The sequence below is a fragment of the Saccharothrix deserti genome (assembly GCF_009769385.1).
GTDB classification, from domain to species: Bacteria; Actinomycetota; Actinomycetes; order Mycobacteriales; family Pseudonocardiaceae; genus Actinosynnema; species Actinosynnema deserti.
The window spans coordinates 43,296-68,617 of record NZ_VKAB01000011.1 but is presented as its reverse complement, the minus strand read 5'-3'; the positions used below and the strand labels follow the sequence as shown (position 1 = coordinate 68,617).

Below are 25,322 nucleotides of genomic sequence, written 5' to 3'. Positions count from 1 at the left end.
CAGCTACTCCCCCGCGTCGCGGTACTCGCCCGATCGGATGACCTGGGTCCTGCGGTGTTCGTCGTCGAGGATGCTGAACAGCTCGCTGTCCGTGGCGTCGTCCAGGTCGTCCTCGACCTTGCCGCGCTTGGCGGTCCACGAGGCGAGCAGCGCTTCCAGGCGGACGGCGATCTCGCCGTGGTCGGTGTCCGCCGTTGTCGCGTCCAGAGTGGACTTCAGCTTGTCGAGCTCGGCCAGCACGGGGTCCGGCGCGCCGGCGGTGAGCCTGCCGTGCAGGTGGTCGGCGAGCCGGCCGGGTGTCGGGTGGTCGAAGGTGAGCGTGGCGGGCAGCCGCAGCCCGGTTTCCGCGTCGAGCTGGTTGCGCAGCTCGACGGCGGTCAGCGAGTCGAACCCGAGGTCCTTGAACGCCTGGTTCGGGCCGATGGCCGTGGTGGAGGCGTGGCCGAGCACGTGGGCGACCGTCCGCAGGACCAGGTCCAGCACGTCGGTCGTCGGGTCCACGACGCGTTGGCGGCGTGAGCGCACCATGGCGCGCAGCAACGCGGGCGGGTCGCCTGCCCTGCGCAGGGCGGGCAGGTCGAGCCGGACCGGCGCCAGTGCGGGTTCGCCCGCGGTGAGGGCGGCGTCGAACAGGGCCAAGGCCTCTTCGGTGTCCATCGGCAGCACGCCCGCGTTGGCCATCCGCTGCCGGTCGGCATCGGTGAGGCCGCTCGTCATACCGCTGGCCTGCGCCCAGTGTCCCCAGGCCAGCGACACGGCGGGCAGGCCGTTGGCGTGCCGGTGCGCGGCCAAGGCGTCGAGGAAGGCATTCGCGGCGGCGTAGTTGGCTTGCCCCGGTCCGCCCAGCACGCCCGCGGCGGAGGAGAACAGCACGAACGCTTCCAAGTCGCCGGTCAGCTCGTGCAGGTGCCGTGCGGCATCGGCCTTGGGACGCCAGACCTTGGCGAACCGCTCGGTGTCCAACGACTGGACAACGGCGTCGTCCAGCACGCCGGCCGCGTGCACGACCGAGGTGACCGGGTGCTCGGCCAGGAGTCGGGCCACGGCGTCGCGGTCGGCCACGTCGCAGGCGACGACCGTGACCGCGGTACCCAGCTCTGCCACCAGTTCGGCTGCGCCGGGCGCGTCCGGGCCGCGTCGGCTGACCAGGACCAGGCGGGTGACGCCGTGGTCGGCGACCAGGTGGCGGGCGATCGCGGCGCCCAGCACGCCCGTGCCGCCGGTGATGAGCACGGTGCCGTCGGGGCTGAGGGTCGAGGGCAGTGGTGCGAACTCGGCGTGTTCCAGGCGAGGCACGTGGACCCGTCCGGCGCGGATCGCCAGTTGCGGCTCGTCGCCCGCGGTTGGCGGAGGGCCGTCGGTGTCGGTGTCGACCAGGACGAACCGTCCGGGGTTCTCCGTGGCGGCGGAGCGGACCAGGCCCCAGACTGCGGCGGCCCGCAGGTCCGTGACGTCCTCGCCCCGCACCGACACCGCGCCACGGGTCACCACGACCAGTCGTGCCGCCCTGCCGTCGGACTCGGTCCCGGACTCGATCCCGGACTCCGTTTCGGTCAGGAAGTCCTGCACCACTCGCAGCGTCTCGACCGGGTCGGTGGCGTGGTGGATCCGGTCAAACTCCGGGGTCGAGGCTGGAATCATCTCCAGCTCGGGCCAGGCGACGCGGTAGAGAGCTTGTGGTCGGGGTGTGGCCGAAGGTGCGCGCAACGTCAGCGATTCGATGGCCGCGATCGGCTCACCGTCGAGGCCGATCAGGCTGACGCGGTAGGTCTCGGTGCCGGTGGCGGACAGCCGGACTCGCGCCGTCGTGCGGCCGGTCGCCCACACCGCGACCCCTGCGAACGAGAACGGCATCTTGGCGCGGTCGTCCGCGATCGTGACGGCCTGGAGCGCGGCGTCCAGCAGAGCCGGGTGCACCGCGAACCGGTCACCGTCGGCGGGCAGTTCGACATCGGCGTAGATGTCGCTGCCCGCCCGCCGGACCGCCCGCAGGCCTTGGAACGTCGGACCGTACTCGAACCCGGCATCGGCCAAGGAGTCGTAGAAGCCGCCGAGGTCGACCGGCTCGGTGGCCGGCTCGCTCCACGGGGCCGGAGGCGCGACGCCTGCTCCCAACGTGCCGGTGGCGTGCCGCACCCAGTCGCCGCCGGCCTTGGAGTGCACCGCGACGCTGCGCCGCCCGGCCTGATCCGGCGGACCGACCGCGACGCGGACGTCGACCGCGCCGGTGAGCACCAGAGGTGCTTCCAGCGCCAACTCCTCGACCACCGGGCAGTCCACCTGCCCGCCCGCTCGCAGGGCCAGTTCCACGAACGCGGTGCCCGGCAGCAGCACGGAACCGAGGACGGTGTGCTCGGCGAGCCACGGCTGGGCGGCCGGGGACATCTGCCCGGTCAACACCACGCCCTGGTCGTCCGGCAACTCCACCACCGCGCCCAACAGGGGGTGGTCGACCGTGCCGAGCCCGGCCCCCGTGACGTCCGTCGGAGTGGTGGGCATCAGCCAGAACCGCTCGCGTTGGAACGCGTAGGTGGGCAGCTCCGCGTGCGCGGTGGGCAGGGTCCACTCCGCGCCTTGCTCCCATATCCTGCCGAGGGCGGCGAGGAGGCGTTCGGGTTCGTCGTGGTCACGGCGCATCACACCGGTCGGGACCAACGTCGGATGCGGCCCGATCTCCAGGAACGCCGTCACACCACTGGCACGCAACCACCCCATGCTGTCCGCGAACCGCACCACTTCCCGCGCCTGCCGCACCCAATAGGACGGCGTGTCCAAGTCGGCCGGCTCACCCGTCACCGTGGAGACGATCGGAACCGACGGCCGGTGGTAGCTCAGGCCTTCCGCGACCCGCGCGAACTCCCCCAACATCGGATCCATCCGCGACGAGTGGAACGCATGGCTCACCGTCAGCCGCCGCGTCTCGTGCCCCAACGTCTCCCACAGGTCCGCGACCTCCAGCACCGCGTCCTCGTCACCGGAGATCACCACCGCCTCAGGCCCGTTGACCGCCGCGATGGTCACCCCCTCGGGCAACGTCTCCGCGACCTCCTCCTCGGCAGCCCGAATCGACACCATCGCCCCACCAGGCGGCAACTCCTGCATCAACCGGCCACGCGCCGACACCAACGTGCACGCGTCCTCAAGGCTCAACACGCTGGCCACGTGCGCAGCGGCAATCTCCCCGATCGAATGCCCGACCAGGTAATCCGGCTTCATCCCCAACGACTCGACCAACCGGTACAGCGCCACCTCGATCGCGAACAACGCCGGCTGCGTATGGCGCGTCTGATCGAGGTCGACCTCCCACAACGCCAAGCCGAGCTGCCCGCACACCTCGTCCAAGGCCTGCGCGAACACCGGGTGGGCGTCGTAGAGGCGTCGGCCCATACCGGTCCACTGCGAACCCTGGCCGGAGAACACGAACGCGGTCTTGCCGGTTCGGGCTTCACCGATGGGCGCGTCGCCACGGGCCAGCGCGTCGAGGTCGGCCACGAGCGTGGTCGGATCGGTGAGCGCGGCACGGTACGCAAACCGCGCCCGGCGGGCCAGAGCCGCACCGACCGACGCCGGGTCGTCCGCGAACTCGCGCAGACTCCGGGCCTGCGCCCGCAACGCCTCCGCCGACTTCGCCGACAACAACCACGGCACCGGCCCGACCACCTCGACCGGTTCGGCCTCGGGCGCCTGTTCGAGGATCACGTGGGCATTCGTGCCGCTGATACCGAAGGACGACACGCCCGCGCGGCGCGGGTGGTCGACGGCCGGCCAGGGCGTGGCCTCGGTCAAGAGCCGGACTTCGCCGGTCTGCCAGTCCACGTGCGTGGTGGGTTGGTCGACGTGGAGGGTGCGAGGAAGGGCACCGTGCCGCATCGCCTCGATCATCTTGATCACGCCCGCGATGCCGGCAGCGGCCTGGGTGTGACCGATATTGGACTTGACCGAACCCAACCACAACGGCTCCGAACGCTCCGAACCGTACGTCGCCAACAACGCCTGCGCCTCGATCGGATCACCCAAAGTAGTACCCGTACCGTGCGCCTCAACAGCGTCCACATCGGACGGTTCCAGACCCGCGTTCGCCAAAGCCTGCCGGATCACCCGCTCCTGCGACGGGCCGTTCGGCGCCGTCAACCCGTTCGACGCACCATCCTGGTTGACCGCCGTCCCCCGCACCACAGCCAACACCTGATGACCATTGCGACGCGCATCAGACAACCGCTCCAGCAGCACCAGGCCCGAGCCCTCAGACCAACTGGTGCCGTCGGCGGCGTCCGCGAACGACTTGATCCGCCCGTCCGCCGCCAGGCCGCGCTGCCGGGAGAACTCCACGAACCCGGACGGCGTCGCCATGATCGTCACACCGCCGGCCAACGCCAGATCGCACTCACCGGACCGCAGCGCCTGCGCCGCCAGGTGGATCGCCACCAGCGACGACGAACACGCCGTGTCCACCGACACCGCCGGCCCCACCAGCCCCAGCAGGTAGGAGACCCGGCCGGACGTCACGCTCGTCGCGACCCCGGTGGCCAGGTAGCCCTCCAGGTCGGGTGGCTGAACGCCGCCGCCGTAGCCGGACGACCAGATGCCGGTGAACACCCCCGTCCGGCTGCCCTCCAACGACGTCGGATCGATCCCCGCGTGCTCGAAGGTCTCCCACGCCGTCTCCAACAACACCCGCTGCTGCGGATCCATCGCCAACGCCTCACGCGGCGAGATCCCGAAGAACGCCGCGTCGAACCCGGCCGCCTCACGGAGGAAACCACCCGAACGCGTGTAGCTGGTGCCCGGCCCACCCGCCGGGTCGTAGAGCTTGTCGAGGTCCCAGCCCCGGTCACCGGGGAAGTCGCCGATCGCGTCCACTCCGTCGGACACCAACCGCCACAGGTCGGCCGCCGACGCCACGCCACCGGGGAACCGACACCCCATACCGACCACCACGACCGGGTCATCCGCCACCGCGACCGGCGCGACAGCACGAGGTTCCCGGCGTTCCCGACCGAGCAGGACGTCCCGCAGGTGGGCGGCGAGGGCGGTCGGCGTCGGGTAGTCGAACGTCAGTGTGGCGGGCAGCTTCACGTCGAGTGCCGTGGCCAGCCGGTTGCGCAGCTCCACCGCCGTCAACGAGTCGAACCCGAGATCCTTGAACGCCCGTCGCGCGGCAACCCCGTCGGACCGTCCCAGCACCACGGCGGTGTGCGTGCTGACCAGATCGAGCAGGACGGCGTGCTGTTCGCCCTCGGACAGCGACGCGAGCCGATACGCCAAGCCGGTCTCCACGATCCGCCGCGCCCGCCGCGTCAGCCCGCGCAGCGACGGCGCGGTGAGGTCGAGTCGAGTTGGCACCAACGCGGGACCGCCGTCGGCCAGGGCCGCGTCGAACAGCGCCAGCGCGTGCTCGGTCGACATCGGCACGACCCCGGATCGCTCCAGGCGGCGTTGGTCGGCCTCGGTCAGGCCGCCGGTCAGGCCGCTGGCCTGCGCCCACTGACCCCACGCCAGCGACACGGCGGGGAGGCCGAGGGCGTGCCGATGCGCCGCCAGAGCGTCCAGGAAGGCGTTGGCCGCGGCGTAATTGCCCTGGCCCGCACCGCCGAGCACCCCGGCCGCCGACGAGAACAGCACGAACGCCTTCAGGTCGAGGTGTCGGGTCAGCTCGTGCAGGTGCCACGCGGCGTCCACCTTCGGCCGCAGCACGTCGTGCAGGCGTTCCGGGGTCAGCGACGCCACCACGCCGTCGTCCAGCACACCCGCCGCGTGCACGACGGCGCACAGGTCGGGGATCGACGCGAGCACGTCGGCGAGCACCGCCCGGTCGGTGACGTCACACGCCACGACCGACACGTCCGCGCCCTCGATCTCCACCTCGCCGCCTCGGCGGCTGAGCAGTACGAGTCGCCGGACGCCGTGCCGGGCCACCAGGTGCCGGGCCAGCAGGACGCCCAGGGTGCCGGTGCCTCCGGTGATGAGCACGGTGCCGTCCAGGTCGAGCGCACCGGCTTCGCCCGTCACGCGGTTCAGCCGGGCCGCGAGCACCGCGTCACCGCGGACCGCCACCTGGAACTCGTCGGCAGGCACCCGGACCTCGCCGTCGTGGTCCACGTCGACCAACGCGAACCGGCCGGGGTGCTCGGCCTCCGCCGCCCGAACCAGTCCCCAGGCAGTGGACGCGGCGAGGTCGGTCAAGCCGGACCCCGGACCAGCGGACACAGCGCCGTGCGTGACGATCGCGAGCTTCCGGTCATCCGAGTCGCGCAGGAAGTCCTGGATGACGGCCAGGGTCTCGGCGGCCAGGGTGTGCGCGGCCTCGACCGGATCGGCTCCCGGCGCGCTGACCACGTGGTGGACCATCGGCTCCAGAGCGTCCACCGGTGAGGTCGGTGTGACGGGAACCCAGTCGAGGCGGAACAAGCGGTTGTCGCGGGTGTGGAAGTCCGCCGTCATCGGCCGCACGGTCAGCGCGTCCACCACGGCCACCGGCTCACCGGTGTCGGTGGCGAGCAGCGCGCGGTAGGTGTCGGGCCCGGTCGGCGTCAATCGGGCGCGTGCCGCCGACACCCCGGCCTTCAGCACGGTGACCCCGGCGAACGAGAACGGCAGCCTGTCCGGCGCGACGAGCGTGAGCGGTTGCAACGCGGCGTCGAGCAGCGCGGGATGCAGGTCGAACCCGTCACGGACGTCGAGGGCGACCTCGGCGTAGAGGTCGTCGCCGCGCCGCCACACGGCCCGCACGCCCTCGAACGCCGGACCGTACTCGTAGCCGCGATCGGCGAGGTCGTCGTAGAAGCCGGTGAGGTCGACGGGTTCCGCGTCCGACGGCCACTCCAGGACCTCGGTCACGGGTGCCTCGACGCCGAGCGTGCCGGTTGCGTGCCGCACCCAGACGTCATCGACGCGGGAGTGGATGGTGACCGCGTTCGCGGCGTCGACCACGACCTGGACCAGCACCGACCCCTGCGCGGGCAGCACCATCGGGGCTTCCAGCAGCAGCTCGTCCAGCACGCGCCGCCCGACCTGGCCGCCTGCCCGCAGGGCCAGTTCCACGAACCCGGTGCCCGGCAGCAACACCGAACCGTGGATCGCGTGGTCGGCCAGCCACGGGTGGGTGGCCGTCGACAGCCGTCCGGTGAGCACCACGCCCTGGCCCGCGGCGAGTTCCACGGCGGCGCCGAGGAGCGGGTGGTCGGTCGAGTCCAGACCGGCCGCGGTGACGTCGGCGGAGCCCGGCACGGCGGCCAGCCAGTAGCGCTCGTGCTGGAAGGCGTAGGTGGGCAGGTCCACGTGGCCGGCGGCGGGCACCGGCCAGGCGACGTCCACCCCGGCGACGAACAGCCGGGCCGCGGCGGCGGTGAAGTCGCTCTGGTCGCGGCGCAGGGTGCCGGTGGCGACGGTGACGTCTTCCAACGTGGGCACCAGCACCGGATGCGGGCTGACCTCCACGAACACGTCGTGCCCGGCAGCCGTCAACGCTTCGACAGCCCGGTCGAACCGCACCGGCTCCCGCAGGTTGCGATACCAGTACGCGGCATCGACGCTCTCCACCAACCCATCGGTCACCGTCGAGTAGAACGGAACGCGCGCGGGCAGCGGAGTGATGTCCGCCAACTCGGTGAGCAGTCGCTCCCGAACGGCCTCCACCTGTGCCGAATGCGCGGCGTAGTCCACCGGGAGGACACGGGCCCTGATGCCCTCGGCGTCACATGCCGCCACCAGTTCGGCCAGCGCGGCCGGTTCCCCTGACACCACCACGGCGTCCGCCGAGTTGACCACCGCGACGGTAAGCCGATCACCCCAGCGACCCAACAACTCCGAGTCGGCAGGCAACGACACCGACACCATGCCACCCCGGCCCGAGATCCCCACCAAAGCCCTGCTGCGCAACGCCACCACACGCGCGGCGTCCTCCAGCGACAACGCACCCGCCACATACGCCGCCGCGATCTCACCCTGCGAATGCCCCACCACCGCATCCGGCTCCACACCACGCGAACGCCACAACGCCGCCAAACCCACCATCATCGCGAACAACGCCGGCTGAACCACATCAACCCGATCCAGCACACCACCGTTCAAAACCTCGACCAACGACCAATCCACATACGGGGCAAGCGCTACGGCACACGCATCGATCACATCCCGAAACACCGGCTCCACCGCATACAACTCACGACCCATCCCCACCCACTGCGCACCCTGACCCGGGAACACGAACACCGACTTCCCCAACGCCGAGGCCGTGCCCACCACAAGCCCCGGATGCTCACGCCCCTCGGCCAACGCACCCAAACCCGCCGGATCCACCACCACCGCACGGTGATCGAAACGCGCCCGACCAGCCAAAACACGGGCGACGGCGGACGCATCAGCCGACTCGGTGAACGCGGCTAACCTGCGGGCCTGCTCGCGGACCGCCCGCTCGGTCTTGCCGGTGATCACCCACGGCACGCGTCGGGTGTCGACGGACTCCGGTCGTGTCACCAACTGGGGCTGCGGCGCCTGTTCGATGATGACGTGCGCGTTCGTGCCGCTGACCCCGAACGACGACACACCCGAACGACGTGGACGGCCGGTCTCCGGCCACGGCACGGTGTCGGCGAGCAGCCGCACGTCCCCGGCCGTCCAGTCCACGTGTGGCGTCGGCTCGTCCACGTGCAACGTCTTGGGCAGCCGGCCGTGCTGCAGCGCCATCACCATCTTGATCACACCAGCAACACCGGCCGCCGCCTGAGTGTGGCCGATGTTCGACTTGACCGACCCCAACCACAACGGCTCCGAACGCTCCGAACCATACGTCGCCAACAACGCCTGCGCCTCGATCGGATCACCCAAAGTCGTGCCCGTACCGTGCGCCTCTACAGCGTCCACATCGGACGGTGCCAGACCCGCGTTCGCCAGAGCCTGCCGGATCACCCGCTCCTGCGACGGACCATTCGGCGCCGTCAACCCATTCGACGCGCCGTCCTGGTTCACCGCCGAACCGGCGAACACCGCCAGCACCCGATGCCCACGCCGCCGAGCGTCCGACAGCCGCTCCAACAGCACCAGACCGGCACCTTCACCCCAGCTGGTGCCGTCGGCGGCAGCGGAGAACGGCTTGCACCGACCGTCGGCGGCCAAGCCGCGCTGACGGGAGAACTCCGTGAACCCCAACGGGTTCACGATCACCGTGACGCCGCCGGCCAACGCCAGGTCGCACTCACCCGACCTCAGCGCCTGCGCCGCCAAGTGCATCGCAACCAACGACGACGAGCAGGCGGAGTCCACCGACAGTGCCGGACCACGTAACCCGAGCAGGTAGGCGACGCGACCGGACGTGACGCTCGGTGAGATACCGGTCGCCAGGTAGCCCTCGGCGTCGCGCGGCGCCTGGTCGGTGATGCCCCCGTACCCCGAGGACCACAGGCCGGTGAACACGCCGGTCTGGCTGCCCCGCAACGACGTCGGATCGATGCCCGCGTGCTCGAACGTCTCCCACGAAGTCTCCAGCAACACCCGTTGCTGCGGGTCCATCGCCAACGCCTCACGCGGCGAAATCCCGAAGAAATCCGCGTCGAACCCAGCCACATCCGACAAAAACCCACCCGAACGCGTGTAACTGGTCCCCGGATGATCAGGATCCGGGTGATAAAGACGCTCAAGATCCCAACCACGATCCGCCGGGAACCCCGTGATCGCATCCACACCATCCGACACCAAACGCCACAGATCCTCCGGCGACCCCACACCACCAGGCAAACGACACCCCATACCCACGATCACGATCGGGTCGTCGTCCACCACCTCCACCACCGGGGCAGCGATCTCCTTCCGCGTGCCCAGCAGTTCCAGCCGCAGGTGCTCGGCCAACTCGTCGGGCGTCGGGTGGTCGAAGACGAGGGTCGCGGGCAGCCGGAGTCCCGTCGCGGTGGTGAGCCGGTTGCGCAGCTCCACGGCGGTGAGCGAGTCGAACCCGAGGTCGCGGAAGGCCAACCGGGGCTTGACCGCCGACGCGTCGGTGTGACCGAGCACGGCCGTGGCGTGCGTGATGACGAGGGACAGCAGGTCGGCTTCGGGAGCGGCGGGCGGCGGGAGCGCGCGAGGTGTCCCAGTTGTCACGGAAACAGCGGTCACGGGCACAGCGGTCAGGTGCGCGGTCGTCACGGCGGGCTGTCCACTGGCCAGGGCCGCGTCGAACAGCGCCAACGCTCGTTCGGTCGTCATCGGCGCGATACCGGCGCGGGCGAAGCGCTCCTTGTCGGTCTCGGTGAGGTGCGCGGTCATCCCGCTCTCCTCCACCCAATAGCCCCACGCCATCGACACGGCGGGCAGGCCGTTCGCGTGCCGGTGACGCGCCAGCGCGTCGAGGTAGGAGTTGGCCGCCGCGTAGTTGGCCTGTCCGGCGTTGCCCAGCACGCCCGCGGCAGCGGAGAACAGCACGAACGCGTCGAGGTCGGTGGTCAGTTCGTGCAGGTGCCAGGCGCCGTCCACCTTGGGCCGCAGCACGCGGTCCAACTGCCCGGTGGTGAGCCCCTGCACCACGGCGTCGTCCAGCACACCGGCCGCGTGCACGACGGCGGTCAAGTCCGGGATCGACGCCACCAGCTCGGCCACCTGCTCACGGTCCGACACGTCACACGCCACGACCCGCACGTCCGCGTCCAGGTCCGGAGCCTCACCGCCACCACGGCTCACCAACACCAGCCGCCGCACCCCGTGCCTGGCGACCAGGTGCCCGGCCAACGCCCGACCGAGCGTCCCCGTGCCGCCGGTGATCAACACCGTGCCGTCGGACAGTCGGGGGACGGTGAGCACCAGCTTGCCGACGTGCCCGGCCTGGCTCATCAGCCGGAACGCGTCCACCGCCCGCCCGATGTCACTCGTCGTGATCGGCGGCAGCCGGAACTCGCCGTCGGCGAACAGCCGCAGCACGTCGGCCAGCACGTCACCCAAGTGCGCGGGGTCGGCGTCGTTGAGGTCGAAGGCCCGGTAACTCACCCCTTCGGGTGCACGGACGTCGGTCTTGCCCATCTCCACGAACCGGCCACCGGGCGCGAGCAGTCCGAGCGACGCGTCGGTGAACTCGCCCGCCAGCGAGTTCAGCACCACGTCCACGCGCGGGAAGCGCTGCTCGAACTCCAGCGTCCGCGACGACGCGATGTGATCGTCGTCCAACCCCAAGCCCCGCAACACGTCCCACTTGCCAGGGCTCGCCGTCGCGAACACCTCCGCACCCAAGTGGCGGGCCAGCTGGATCGCGGCCGTACCGACACCACCGGTGCCCGCGTGGATCAACACCCGGTCCCCCGGTCGCGTAAGACCCAAGTCCACCAGGCCGTGCCACGCGGTCAGGAACGCCACCGGCACCGCCGCCGCCTGCGCGAACGACCAGCCGTCCGGCATCGGCGCGAGCAACCGGTGATCAGCGACCGCGCGGGGTCCGAACGCACCCGACGCGAGACCGAGCACCCGGTCCCCAACCTGCCACCGCGTAACGCCGGGACCGACTTCGAGAACCGTCCCGGCCGCCTCGCCGCCCAGCAGCGCCGAATCCGGGTACATCCCCAGCGCGATGAGCACGTCACGGAAGTTCAGCCCTGCCGCGCGCACCCCGAGCCGCACCTGACCCGGCTCCAGCGGAGCCTCGGCGACCTCGGCGAACGCCAGGTCGTCCAGGCTGCCGGTGCCCGACTCGACCAGCCGCCACGGACCGTCCGGCGACGACGGCTCCGGGATGAACGAGACCTGCCGGGGCACGAGGACCGCGTCGCCCCGGATGGCCAACTCCGGTTCGTCGCCCGCGACCGCCCCGGCGTCCAGCGCCTGTGCGAGCGTCGCGTGCCCGTCCAACTCCACCAGCACGAATCGGCCGGGGTGCTCGGCGGCGGCACTGCGGACCAAGCCACGCACCGCCGCACCCGCCGGGTCGTCCGCGCGGGTCGGCACCACCAGGCGACCTGGCTCGTCCGAGTGCAGGAAGTCCTGCACCAGGCGCAGGGCCTGCCGCGTGAGGGCGTGCACGGACTCGGCCTCCGCCGATCCGGCGAGCACCGGCCCGAGCCGCACCGGCACGGGCGCGGACTCGGCCAACGGGACCCACTCCGTGCGCAGCAGCGTCGTCCTGGTCTCGACGGCCGGCCGAACGGTGAGCGTGTCGATCGTCGCCACCGGCGCGCCCGCCAGGTCGGTCAACGTGACGGTGAAGGCGTCCGGCCCCTTGCGGGACAAGTGGACCCGGGCCGTCGAGACGCCCGTGGCGTGCACGGCGATGCCGGTGAAGGAGAACGGCAGCCGGAGCCGGTCGTCCGGGTGGAGCAGGATCACCGGTTGCAGCGCCGCGTCCAACAGCGCCGGGTGCAGGCCGAACGCGCCGCCGTCGGGAACCTGCACCTCGGCGAACACCTCGTCCTCGCCGCGCCGGAGCGTTCGCACACCACGGAACGCCGGGCCGTATTCGTAGCCGAGACCGGTGAGGTAGTCGTAGAAGCCGTCCGGGTCGACGGGTTCGCCTCCGGGCGTCCACGCCGACGTGGTTGCGGCGTGGTCGGGCGCGAGCGACCCGGACGCGTGGCGAACCCACTCGCCGTCGACACGGGAGTGCACGGTGACCGGCCGGCGATCCGCGTGGTCCGGCGCGCCCGCGAACACCTGGACGTGTGCGGGGCGTTCGGTCACGTTCAGCGGCACGTGCAGCACGAGGTCCGCCACGACCGGGCAGCCGAGCAGGCGTCCCGCCTCGGTGACCAGCTCCACGAACGCCGTGCCGGGCAACAGCACCGTTCCGTCGACCGCGTGGTCGGCCAGCCACGGGTGTGTGCGGGTGGACAGCCGTCCGGTCAACACAGCGCCCTGGTCGTCGGGCAGTTCCACGGACTCGTCCAGTAGCGGGTGGCCCAGCGCGGATTCCGTCGCGTTCGACGTGAGCCAGTAGCGCGTGCGCTGAAACGGGTAGGTCGGCAGGGCGACACGGCCCGGTGCGGGCTTCGGCAGCGGGTAACCGTTGACGACCAGTTTCGCCAAGGCGACGCGGAAGTCGCTTTCGTCACGGCGCAGGGTGCCGGTGGCGACGGTCGCGCCCTCCAACGTCGGCACGAGCACCGGATGTGGGCTGACCTCCACGAACACGTCATGCCCGGTGGCCAACAGCGCCTCGCTCGCCCAGTCGAACCGCACCGGCTCACGCAGATTCCGATACCAGTACGCGGCATCGACGCTCTCCACCAACCCGCCGGTCACCGTCGAGTAGAACGGAACCCGCGCCGGCATCGGCGTGATACCGGCCAGATCGGCCATCAGACGCCCGCGAACCGCCTCCACCTGGGCCGAATGGGCCGCGTAGTCCACCGGGATCCGCCGAGCGTGCACACCCTCCCGCCCACACACCTCCACCAACTCGTCCAACGCGGCCGGCTCACCCGACACCACCACCGTGGACGCCGAATTCACCACCGCCACCGTCAACCGGTCACCCCAACGGGACAACATCTCCGAGTCGGCAGGCAACGACACCGACACCATGCCACCCCGGCCCGAAATCCCCACCAAAGCCCTGCTGCGCAACGCCACCACACGCGCGGCGTCCTCCAGCGACAACGCACCCGCCACATACGCCGCCGCGATCTCACCCTGCGAATGCCCCACCACCGCATCCGGCTCCACACCACGCGAACGCCACAACGCCGCCAAACCCACCATCATCGCGAACAACGCCGGCTGAACCACATCAACCCGATCCAGCACACCACCGTTCAAAACCTCGACCAACGACCAATCCACATACGGGGCAAGCGCTACGGCACACGCATCGATCACATCCCGAAACACCGGCTCCACCGCATACAACTCACGACCCATCCCCACCCACTGCGCACCCTGACCCGGGAACACGAACACCGACTTCCCCAACACCGAAGCCGTCCCCGTCACCAAACCCGGATGCTCACGTCCCTCGACCAACGCACCCAAACCCGCCGGACCCAACACCACAGCACGATGATCGAAACGCGCCCGACCAGCCAAAACACGGCCGATCTCGACATGCTCGCCGGACTTTTCGGTGATGAAGTCGCGCAGCCGCCGGGCCTGGTCCCGCAACGCCTCAGGAGTCTTGGCCGACAGCAGCCAGAGCTGATCGACCTCCCCCACCGGCTCCGGTTGTTCCTGGGGTGCCTGCTCGATGATCGTGTGGGCGTTGGTGCCGCTGATACCGAACGCGGAGACGGCGGCACGCCGTGGACGATCGGTGTCCGGCCACGGGATGGAGTCGGTCAGCAGCCGAACGTTCCCGGCCGTCCAGTCCACGTGCGGCGTGGGCTCGTCCACGTGCAACGTCTTGGGCAGCCGGCCATGGCGAAGCGCCATCACCATCTTGATCAGACCGGCGGCACCGGCGGCGGCCTGCGTGTGGCCGATGTTGGACTTGACCGAACCCAACCACAACGGCTCCGGACGATCCGCACCGTACGTCGCCAACAACGCCTGCGCCTCGATCGGATCACCCAAAGTAGTACCCGTACCGTGCGCCTCAACAGCGTCCACATCGGACGGTGCCAGACCTGCGTTCACGAGAGCCTGCCGGATCACCCGCTCCTGCGACGGACCGTTCGGCGCGGTCAACCCGTTCGACGCACCATCCTGGTTCACCGCCGTCCCCCGCACCACAGCCAACACCTGATGACCATTGCGACGCGCATCAGACAACCGCTCCAGCAACAGCAGACCCGAGCCCTCGGCCCACCCCGCACCGTCGGCGGCAGCGGCGAAGGACTTGCTGCGGCCGTCCGGCGCGCTCGCGCCCTGCCGGGACATCTCGGTGAACAACGACGGGGTGGCGTTGACCGTGGCGCCGCCGGCCAGCGCCAGATCGCACTCGCCGGACCGCAGCGCCTGCGCGGCCAGGTGCAGGGCGACCAGTGACGACGAGCAGCCGGTGTCCAGCGACAGCGCCGGTCCGACCAGGCCGAGCAGGTAGGCGAGCCGGCCGGAGCCGATGCTGGTGGCCGTGCCGGTGACCTGGTAGCCCTCCAGGTCGTCCGGGACCGGACCGGCGGCGTACCCGGTGGACCAGATACCCGTGAACACGCCGGTCCGGCTGCCCTGCAACGACGTCGGATCGATCCCCGCGTGCTCGAAGGTCTCCCACGCCGTCTCCAACAACACCCGCTGCTGCGGATCCATCGCCAACGCCTCACGCGGCGAAATCCCGAAGAACGCCGCGTCGAACCCGGCAGCGTCGGACAGGAACCCGCCGTGCCGGGTGGACGAGGTGCGCGGGCGGGCGGACGTGGGGTCGTAGAGCCGGTCCAGGTCCCAGCCCCGGTCGTCGGGAAACCCGCTGATGGCGTCCACGCCCTCGGACACCAACCGCCACAGGTCGTCCGGCGACTCGACCCCGCCGGGGAACCGGCACCCCATGCCGACGATCGCGATGGGTTCGTCGGTCGACACGGTGGACGTGGCCACGGTCGCGGTGCTCTCCCCGCGCAGGTACGCGGCGAGCCGTTCGGGCGTGGGGTGGTCGAAGACGAGCGTCGAGGGCAGCCGCCGACCGAACGCCGTGGTGAGGCGGTTGCGCAGTTCGACGGAGGTCAGCGAGTCGAACCCGAGGTCCTTGAACGCCTGGCGGCTGTCGATGGCGTCCGGCGAGGCGTGCCCCAGCACGGCCGCCGTGTGTGTGGTGATCACGTCGATCACGTCGAGTCCGTCGAGCACGTCGGTACCGGGCGCCACGGCAGCCGGCTCCGGCCGTTCCTCGCGGACCTGTGCTTCGGGCAGTTCGGCGAGCAGCCTGCCGGGCCGGAGGCGGGTGTAGGCGGGCGCGAACTCCGCCCAGTCCACCGGGGTGACCACCGCGTGCGGCATGTCCTGGTCGAGCACGTCCCGCAGCACGGCGAGCGCGCGTCCGGACGCCATCTCGCCCAGCCCGAGCAGCCGCCGTTGCCGCTGCACGGACTCCAGCGCGGCCATGCCACCTTCGGCCCAGATGCCCCACGCCACCGACGTGGTCGCCCTGCCCTGCGCACGGTGCCGAGCGGCGAGGGCGTCGAGGAACGTGTTGCCCGCCGCGTAGGCCGCGCCGTGGCCGTCGCCCCAGACACCGGCCGTCGACGAGAACAGCACCAGCGCGTCGAGGTCGGGTAGCAAGTCTGCGACGTTCGTCGCACCGGCCACCTTGGCGGTGATCACGTCGGCGAACCCGGTCACGTCGTCATCGGCCAGCCGGCTCGACCTGATCACGCCTGCGGTGTGGAACACCGACCTGACTTCGCCGATCTCGTCCAGCAGAGCCGCCAGTCCGGCACGGTCCGCCACATCGCACGCGGCCACCGTGACCCGCGCACCGGACGCGGCCAGTTCGGCACGCAACTCGGCCGCGCCGGGCGCATCCGGCCCGCTACGGCTGACCAGCACCAAGTGCTCGGCCCCCTGCCCGGCAAGCCATCGGGCCACCCGCGCGCCGAGCGCACCCGTGCCGCCGGTGATCAGGGTGGTGCCCTCCGGCCGCCAGGTCCGCACCGACGGTGTCGGTCGAGACCGGCGCAACCTGCGGGCGAAGACGCCGTCGGCGCGGATCGAGACCTGGTCTTCCCGGCCGCCGATCGCGGCGAGCAGCCGTCGCACGCTCAGCGGGTCCGGCGTGGCCGGGACGTCGACGAGCCCACCCCACCGGTCGGGGAACTCCAGGGCCGCCGAGGCACCCAGCCCCCACACCAGCGCCTGCCGTGGGTTGTCGCCGAACGCGCCACGGGTCACGCACCACAGCGGGGCGGCCGGTTCCCGCACCGCCTCCAACGTCCGGGCCACACCCATGGGCACGGCCGGGTGGTCCGGGTGCGGCGACTCGTCGAAGGCCAGGAACGACAGCACGCCGTCGACCCGCTCCGCCGTGTCGACCACCTCGACACCGCTGTCCCGCAACGCTTCCACCGCCGCGTCCACCCAGGGGTGCTCGCCGTCGGGCCGCAGCACCAGCCACCGACCGGCCGGAGCGGAGGTGGGCGTCACCGGCGCCCACGCGACCTCGTACCGCCACGGGTCCACTGCCGGTGCGGCGGGCGTGAGCCAGTAGTGCTCGTGCTGGAAGGCGTAGGTGGGCAGGTCCACCCGACGGGCCGGCGCCAGGGCGGGCGTCCAGTCGACGTCCACACCGGCTACGAACAGTCGTCCGGCGGCCGTGAGGAATTCGCCGGTCCCGCCCTGGTCGCGGCGCAGGGTGCCGGTGGCGACCGTCGCGCCCTCCAACGTCGGCACGAGCACCGGATGCGGGCTGACCTCCACGAACACGTCATGCCCGGCCGCCAACAGCGCCTCGCTCGCCCAGTCGAACCGCACCGGCTCACGCAGATTCCGATACCAGTACGCGGCATCGACGCTCTCCACCAACCCGCCGGTCACCGTCGAGTAGAACGGAACCCGCGCCGGCATCGGAGCGATGTCCGCCAGATCGGTGAGCAGTCGCTCCCGAACCGCCTCCACCTGGGCCGAATGCGCGGCGTAGTCCACCGGGATCCGCCGAGCGTGCACACCCTCCCGCCCACACACCTCCACCAACTCGTCCAACGCGGCCGGCTCACCCGACACCACCACCGTGGACGCCGAATTCACCACCGCGACGGTAAGCCGATCACCCCAGCGACCCAACAACCCCGAGTCGGCAGGCAACGACACCGACACCATGCCACCCCGGCCCGAAATCCCCACCAAAGCCCTGCTGCGCAACGCCACCACACGAGCGGCGTCCTCCAGCGACAACGCACCCGCCACATACGCCGCAGCGATCTCACCCTGCGAATGCCCCACCACCGCATCCGGCTCCACACCACGCGAACGCCACAACGCCGCCAAACCCACCATCATCGCGAACAACGCCGGCTGAACCACATCAACCCGATCCAGCACACCACCGTTCAAAACCTCGACCAACGACCAATCCACATACGGGGCAAGCGCTACGGCACACGCATCGATCACATCCCGAAACACCGGCTCCACCGCATACAACTCACGACCCATCCCCACCCACTGCGCACCCTGACCCGGGAACACGAACACCAGGTTGCCGATCGAGGTCGGTGGGGCGGCTGGTGGCGGAGTGGCGAGCAGTTCGGCCCGATCCGCGCCGACGAGCACCGCCCGGTGGCGGAATCGGGCACGGGTGGCCAGTTCACGCGCGATCGCGGCGACCGGCACGTCCGGGTGGGTGAGCGCGTACTCGTGCAGCCGTTCGACCTGGGCGTGCAGTGCCGCCTCGGTCTTCGCGGTCACCAGCCACGGCACGGTCCGGCCGGTCTCGTCCGGTGCGGTGGCGTCGGGTCCGATGTCGTCTGGGGCCTGCTGGAGAACGAGGTGTGCGTTGGTGCCGCTGATGCCGAACGCGGACACGGCCGCCCGGCGGGGGCGGTCGGTGGCGGGCCAGGCGGCGGGTTCGGTGAGCAGCCGGATGTTCCCGGTCGTCCAGTCCACGTGCGGCGTCGGCTCGTCCACGTGCAAGGTCTTCGGCAGCCGGCCGTGCCGAAGCGCCATCACCACCTTGATCACGCCCGCCACACCCGCCGCCGCCTGGGTGTGGCCGATGTTCGACTTCACCGAACCCAACCACAACGGCTCCGAACGCTCCGAACCATACGTCGCCAACAACGCCTGCGCCTCGATCGGATCACCCAAAGTCGTGCCCGTACCGTGCGCCTCCACAGCGTCCACATCGGACGGCGACAGACCCGCGTTCGCCAAGGCCTGCCGGATCACCCGCTCCTGCGACGGACCATTCGGCGCCGACAACCCGTTCGACGCGCCGTCCTGGTTCACCGCCGAACCCGCCACCACCGCCAGCACCCGATGCCCACGCCGCCGAGCGTCCGACAGCCGCTCCAACAGCACCAGACCCGCACCCTCCGACCAGCTGGTGCCGTCGGCGGAAGCGGAGAACGGCTTGCTGCGGCCGTCCGGCGCGAGCCCGCGCTGGCGGGAGAACTCGGTGAAGATCACCGGCGTCGCCATCACGGTGACGCCGCCGGCCAACGCCAGATCGCACTCACCCGACCGCAACGCCTGCGCCGCCAGGTGCATCGCCACCAACGACGACGAACACGCCGTGTCGACCGATAGCGCCGGCCCACGTAACCCCAGGTGGTAGGCGACCCGGCCGGAGGTCACGCTGGTCGCCGTGCCGGTGACCAGATAGCCCTCCACGTCCTGCGGCACCGGCATGCCGACCGCGTACCCCGACGACCAGATGCCGGTGAACACCCCGGTCTGACTGCCGTGCAACGACGTCGGATCGATGCCCGCGTGCTCGAACGTCTCCCAGGCCGTCTCCAGCACCAGGCGTTGCTGTGGATCCATCGCCACCGCCTCGCGCGGCGAGATCCCGAAGAACGCCGCGTCGAAACCGGCCGGCTCGTTGAGGAACCCTCCCTTACCCACGGCACTGGTGCCCCCACTGCGCAACTCAGGGTCGTACAGCCGGCCCAGGTCCCAGCCCCGGTCGGCCGGGAAGTCACCGATCGCGTCCACCTCACCGACGACCAGCCGCCACAGGTCGTCCGGTGACGCCACTCCACCGGGGAACCGGCAGCCCATCCCCACGATGACGATCGGGTCGTCGTCCACGGCCGTGACGCGTTCCGGTTGGTCGACCGCACCGTGACGCAGGTGCGCCACCAGTTCGGCCGGCGTCGGGTGGTCGTAGATGAGCCCGGACGACAGCCGCAGGCCGAGCGCGCTGTTGATGCGGTCGCGCAGCGCGACACCCATGACCGAGTCGAAGCCCAGGTCCTTGAAGGTGAGCGTGGGGTCGATGTCGGTGGCGTCGGCGTGCCCGAGCACGGCCGCGATGGCGGCGGTGATGTGCTCGCCGGGATCGGCGGTCGGCTCGACCGGCAGTGCCTCGGGCGCCACGCCGCCCAGCCAGTGCGACTGCCGTTGGAACGCGTAGGTGGGCAGGTCCACCGGCCTGGTCGTCGTCGGGAACGCGGGGGTGAAGTCGACGTGCCCGCCCGCCACGAACACCCGGCCCAACGCGGCCAGGACCTCCTCCCGGCCACCGCGATCGCGGCGCAGCGTCCCGGTGACGACGCTCCCCCGCTCCACCGCGGGCACCAGCACCGGGTGCGGGCTCACCTCGATGAGCACGTCGTGGCCGTCGGTGAGCAGCGCGGAGGTGGCCAGGTCGAAGCGGACCGGGTCGCGCAGGTTGCGGTACCAGTAGGCGGCGTCGAGGCCGGCCGTGTCGAGCAGCCCGCCGGTCACCGCCGAGTAGAACGGCACGTCGCCGGCTCTCGGGCGCACGTCCGCGAGGTCGGCGAGCAGTCGTTGCCGAATGGCCGACACCTGCGCCGAATGGGCGGCGTAATCCACCGGAATGGCGCGCGCCCGAATGCCCGCCGCCGCGCAAGCCGTCGATAACTCGGCCAGCGCATCCGGAGAACCGGACACGACGACGGAGTCCGGTGCATTAACGACGGCGACCGTCAAGCGGTCATTCCAAGGTGCTATGAGTTGCTCGACTCCACCTATCGGCAGTGTGACGGAAGTCATTCCACCGCGTCCGGCCAATGAGATAAGGGCGCGGCTGCGCAATGCCACCACACGGGCCGCGTCGGCCAACGACAATGCGCCTGCCACGTGCGCGGCGGCGATTTCACCCTGGGAATGGCCGACCACCGCGTCCGGTTCGACGCCGTAGGACCGCCACAATGCCGCCAGCGACACCATCATCGCGAACAGCGCGGGCTGCACCACGTCGACCCGGTCCAGCGCGTCGCCGTGCAGGACGTCGACCAGCGACCAGCCCGTGTGGGGTGCGAGAGCCTCGGCGCACGCGTCGATGCTGTCCCGGAACACCGGCTCGGTCGCGTAGAGCTCGCGGCCCATGCCGATCCACTGCGCGCCCTGACCGGGGAACACGAACACCGTCCGCCCCAGGTCAGCGGCGCGTCCGGTGACCAGGTCGGACGCCGGGCGGCCCTCGGCGAGCGCGGTGAGCGAGTCGCCGGTGAGCACGGCGCGGTGCGCGAAGTGCGTGCGTGTGGTCGCCAGCGCGTGGCCGACCTCGGCGGGCGTCAGCTCCGGGTGGGCGACGAGGTGGTCGCGCAACCGCCCGGCCTGCGCGTGCAACGCCTGCTCGGTCTTACCCGACAGCACCCACGGCACCGCCCCCAACTCGACCGCACCACCGGACTCGACCGCACCGGGCTCCACGTCCGGGGCCTGCGCATCCACGGCCTGCACGTCCAGGACCTGCGCGTCCGCGACCTGCGCGTCCAGGACCTGAGACTCTGCGACCTGCGCTTCCGGGGCCTGCGCCACGATCACGTGGGCGTTCGTGCCGCCCATGCCGAAGGCCGACACACCGGCGATCAACGGCTGGTCTGCGCGTGGCCAGGGGGTCAGCTCGGTCTGCACCCGCAGCTTCAGCGCGTCGAACGGGATGTCGGGGTTGGGCGTGGCGTGGTTGAGGCTGGCCGGCAGGGCGCGGTGGCGGATGCTCAGCACGGTCTTGAGCAGGCCGACGATGCCCGCCGCGCCTTCCAGGTGGCCGACGTTGGTCTTCGCCGAGCCGACCAGCAGCTCGGTGGCGCGTTCCGCGTGCGCGGCGCCGAGGCCCGCGGCTTCGACCGGGTCGCCCACCGGGGTTCCGGTGCCGTGCAACTCGACGTACTGCACCTGGTCCGGGCGGACGTCCGCGCTGGTCAGGGCATCACGGATGACCTGGGCCTGCGCATCGGGGCTGGGCACGGTGAGGCTGCGGGTCGGGCCGTCGTTGTTCACCGCGCTGCCGAGGATCACGGCGTGCACCGGGTCGCCGTCGGCGAGCGCCCGTGCCAGCGGCTTGAGCACGACCACGCCGCCGCCTTCACCGCGCGCGAACCCGTTGGCGTGGGCGTCGAACGTGCGGCTGCGGCCGTCCGGGGACAGGCCGCCGAACTCGATCGTGCTGGTCTCGCGGCCGGCGGTGAGGTTGAGGTTCACCCCGCCGGCCATGGCTAACTCGCTCTCGCCACGCCGCAGGCTCTCGACCGCCAGGTGCACCGCGACCAGCGCGGACGACTGCGCCGCGTCGACGGTCAGGCTGGGGCCGCGAACGCCGAGGAAGTGCGACACGCGGTTGGCGATGACGCCCCGGTTCGTGCCGGTCATGGTGTGCGGGGTGACGTGCGCGGGGTAGCTCAGGGTCGTGTAGTCGTCCCAGGTCGCGCCGATGAACACACCGGTGCGGCCACCGGTGAGCGTGCCGGGGACGATCCGCGCGTCCTCCAAGGCCTCCCACGTCAGCTCCAGCACCAGGCGCTGCTGCGGGTCCATCGCGGCGGCCTCGCGGGGCGAGATGCCGAAGAACGCCGCGTCGAAGGTGTCGACCCGGTCGAGGAAGCCCGCGGGGAGATCGCCCGCACGGCCCTCCGGTGGCGCGGTGATCGCGTCACGGCCTTCGCGCAACAGCCGCCAGAACGCGGCCGGATCCGGCGCCTGCGGCAACCGGCAGGACATTCCGATGACCGCGATCCGGTCATCTTCCGGAAACATTTCCAACCCCATCGGGCCACCCTCTTCCGCTCACGAGGATTCGAGTCGTTACCGGACGAAAGCAATGCGGCCCATGATCACCGCGCCGTCGAGCAGTTGTTCCCCGAACACAGAAAGGGCGAGCTGAACGTACCTCGGGTTCGCACAGCCGGCTACGGGCGTTTCAGGTTTCCCGGAATCACGCATCGGGATTCCGATCGTGCCACTGGCACGTCGGGCGTGGTTCGGCTTCAATGTGGCGACGCTCGCACACGAGGGCGCACGATCCGCCGTGCACGCCCGCAGGACAACCGCACCGCAGTGCGTTGAATCACATCGGTCCGGCGTTGCCGGGCAGGACCGGGGCGCGCAGGACCGGGGCGCGCAGGACCGGGGCGCGCAGGACCGGGGCGCGCAGGACCGGGGCGCGCAGGACGACGGTCGGGCCGCAGCGGTCCCGACCGTCGTGGGGCGCGCTCGTCGTCAGCGCTGCTCGACGACGCAGGTGATCCAGTACTTGCCGCCCTCGTGGTGCACGCCGTGCGTCTCGCTGGCGAATCCCGGGAAGCGCTGGTCGAACGTCTCCAGCACCCGGAGGTATTGCAGCAGCGGGCTTTCCGGCGAGCCGACGCGCTCGCCCGGCATCAACACGGGGATGCCGGGCGGGGTGGTGGTGACCTGGGTGGCCACCACGCGATCGGTCAGGTTGTCCAGCCCGACGAGTTCCGTCTCGCCGCGGATGAAGTGTTGGTACGCCTCACCGGGCGTCATCACCGCCGGCGGTGGCGTCGGGCTGGTGAACGCCTCGTTCAGCAGTTGGATGATCTTGCTCTCGGCCAGGTAGTCGTGCACCTCGGCGCACAGTTGGGGCAACGTCAGGCGGCCGTACCGCTCCGGGTGCGCGCGCACCAGCTCCGGGAGCACGTCGCCGAGCGCGGCACCGTTGTCGTAGAAGCTCTTGAAGTCGGTGAGGGCGTCGAGCAGCGTGCCCCACTTGCCCTTGGTGATGCCCATGGAGAACAGCACGAGGAACGTGTAGACGTCGGTCTTCTCGACGACGATCCGCCGGGTCTCCAGGTACGCGGTGACGATGCGGGCCGGGATGCCGAACCCGGACACGTCGCCCCGCGCGTCGACGCCGGGGCAGGTGATCGTCACCTTGACCGGGTCGAGCATGCAGAAGCCCGGTTCCAGGTCGGTGAAGCCGTGCCACCCGGCGTCCGGCTCCAGCGTCCAGCAACCCGGCTCGGTGCGCAGCAGGTCCAGCGGCGCCTCGTGGAAAGCGGTCTGCTGACCGGTTTCCGGGTCGGTCACCTCGGTCGGCTGCCAGACACCGAAGAACCACGGCGGCCGGTCCCCCGCGTCGGCCAGTCGCCTGCCGAGCCGGATCATGGCCTGGCGGAACCTGATCGCCTCGGTGATCGCCTCGGTGGTCAGCCAGTGCCCGGCGGGTCCGTCCATCATGCCCGCCGCGACGTCGCACGACGCGATCATCGGGTACAGCGGGGACGTGGTGCCGTGCATCATGTACGTCTCGTTGAACCGGGCGCGGTCGAACGGCGCCTTGCCGCCCGACTTCACGTGGATCATCGCCGCCTGGGACAGCGCGGCCAGCAGCTTGTGCGAGGACTGGGTGGAGAACACGGTCGGGCTCTGCGCGTCGGGTAGCGCGGAGCCGTCGGCCGCCATCCCGTAACGCCGTGCGTAGAGCCGGTTGAAGTGGCCGTAGGCGAACCACGCCTCGTCGAAGTGCAGGATCCGGGTCGACCCGCCGAGCAGTTCCTTGACCCGGACGGTGTCGTAGCACAGCCCGTCGTAGGTCGAGTTCGTGATGACGGCGTACGCCGGGTCCGGGCTCACCGCCCGTGCGGCGAGCGGAGTCCGCTCGACCTGCGCGCGCACCGCGTCCGCCGTCAGCCGCGCCGGCGGGATGGGGCCGGTGATGCCGTAGCCGTTGCGGCTGGGCACCAGGTAGACCGGCCGCGCCCCGGCGATGATGACGCCGTGGTTGATCGCCTTGTGGCAGTTGCGGTCGAGCAGGGTGATCTCGTCCTTGGCCACCGCGCTGTGGATGATCATCCGGTTCGACGTCGACGTGCCGTGCAGGACGAAGTAGGTCTCGTCGGCGCCGAACACCCGCGCGGCATTGCGCTCGGCGTCGCCTACGGGACCGGTGTGCTCGAACAGCGAACCGAGTTCACCGACGGAGACGGAGATGTCGGTGCGGAACAGGCGCTCACCGTAATAATCGTAGAACGCCCGACCGACCGGCGATTTGAGGAACGCGATCCCGCCCGCGTGGGCGGGGGTGTGCCAGGAATACGGGTGGGTGTCGTCGAACCGGCGCAATTCGCGGAAGAACGGCGGCAGGATGTGGTCGAGGTACTGGCGCGCGGCGAAGTCGACCCGGCCCGCGATGAAGTCCGGGGTGTCCTCCAGGAGCCAGATCCAACCGTTGATCACCTCCGACACCCACAGCGGTGTCTCGTCGCTGTAGTCGCCGTCGGTCAGCAGGAACACGGGCAGCCGCGCGGAGAACCTGTCCAGCAGCATCCGCAGCACACCACCGGCGACGGTCCTACCTGCGTCGGAGGGCTGGAGCGTGTGGCGGACCAGTTCCCAGCTGACCACGGCGGCGGCGAGATCGGCTTGCGACGTGATCGCCGAGGCCGCGTCGGAGGCGGAGTGCACCAGCATCACCTCGTGCCCGCACTCGAGGAGTTCCGCGCACACCTGTTCGACCTTGGCCGCGGGCACGGTGCTGTCGACCGCCGTTTTCTCCATCGCGATCAGAATGGTCGATTTCGTCATGGGAACATCCCCCGCGTCCGGCCGGTTTTTGCCCGCAA

2 protein-coding genes are annotated in these 25,322 nt (G+C 70.9%); both read right to left on the bottom strand.

Features of this window, described 5'->3' with window-relative positions; translation table 11 throughout:
- Positions 1 to 3: 3 nt before the first annotated feature.
- Positions 4 to 22,494 carry a type I polyketide synthase gene (locus tag FM051_RS51850; protein ID WP_158845501.1) on the bottom strand — a complete coding sequence of 7,497 codons (22,491 nt, stop codon included), beginning with the start codon at positions 22,492 to 22,494 and terminating at the stop codon, positions 4 to 6.
- A gap of 462 nt (positions 22,495 to 22,956) precedes the next feature.
- The gene (locus tag FM051_RS19955) at positions 22,957 to 25,284 is read right to left on the bottom strand and encodes an Orn/Lys/Arg family decarboxylase (RefSeq protein WP_158845498.1); all 2,328 of its coding nucleotides are present in this window, start codon (positions 25,282 to 25,284) and stop codon (positions 22,957 to 22,959) included.
- Positions 25,285 to 25,322 lie beyond the last annotated feature (38 nt).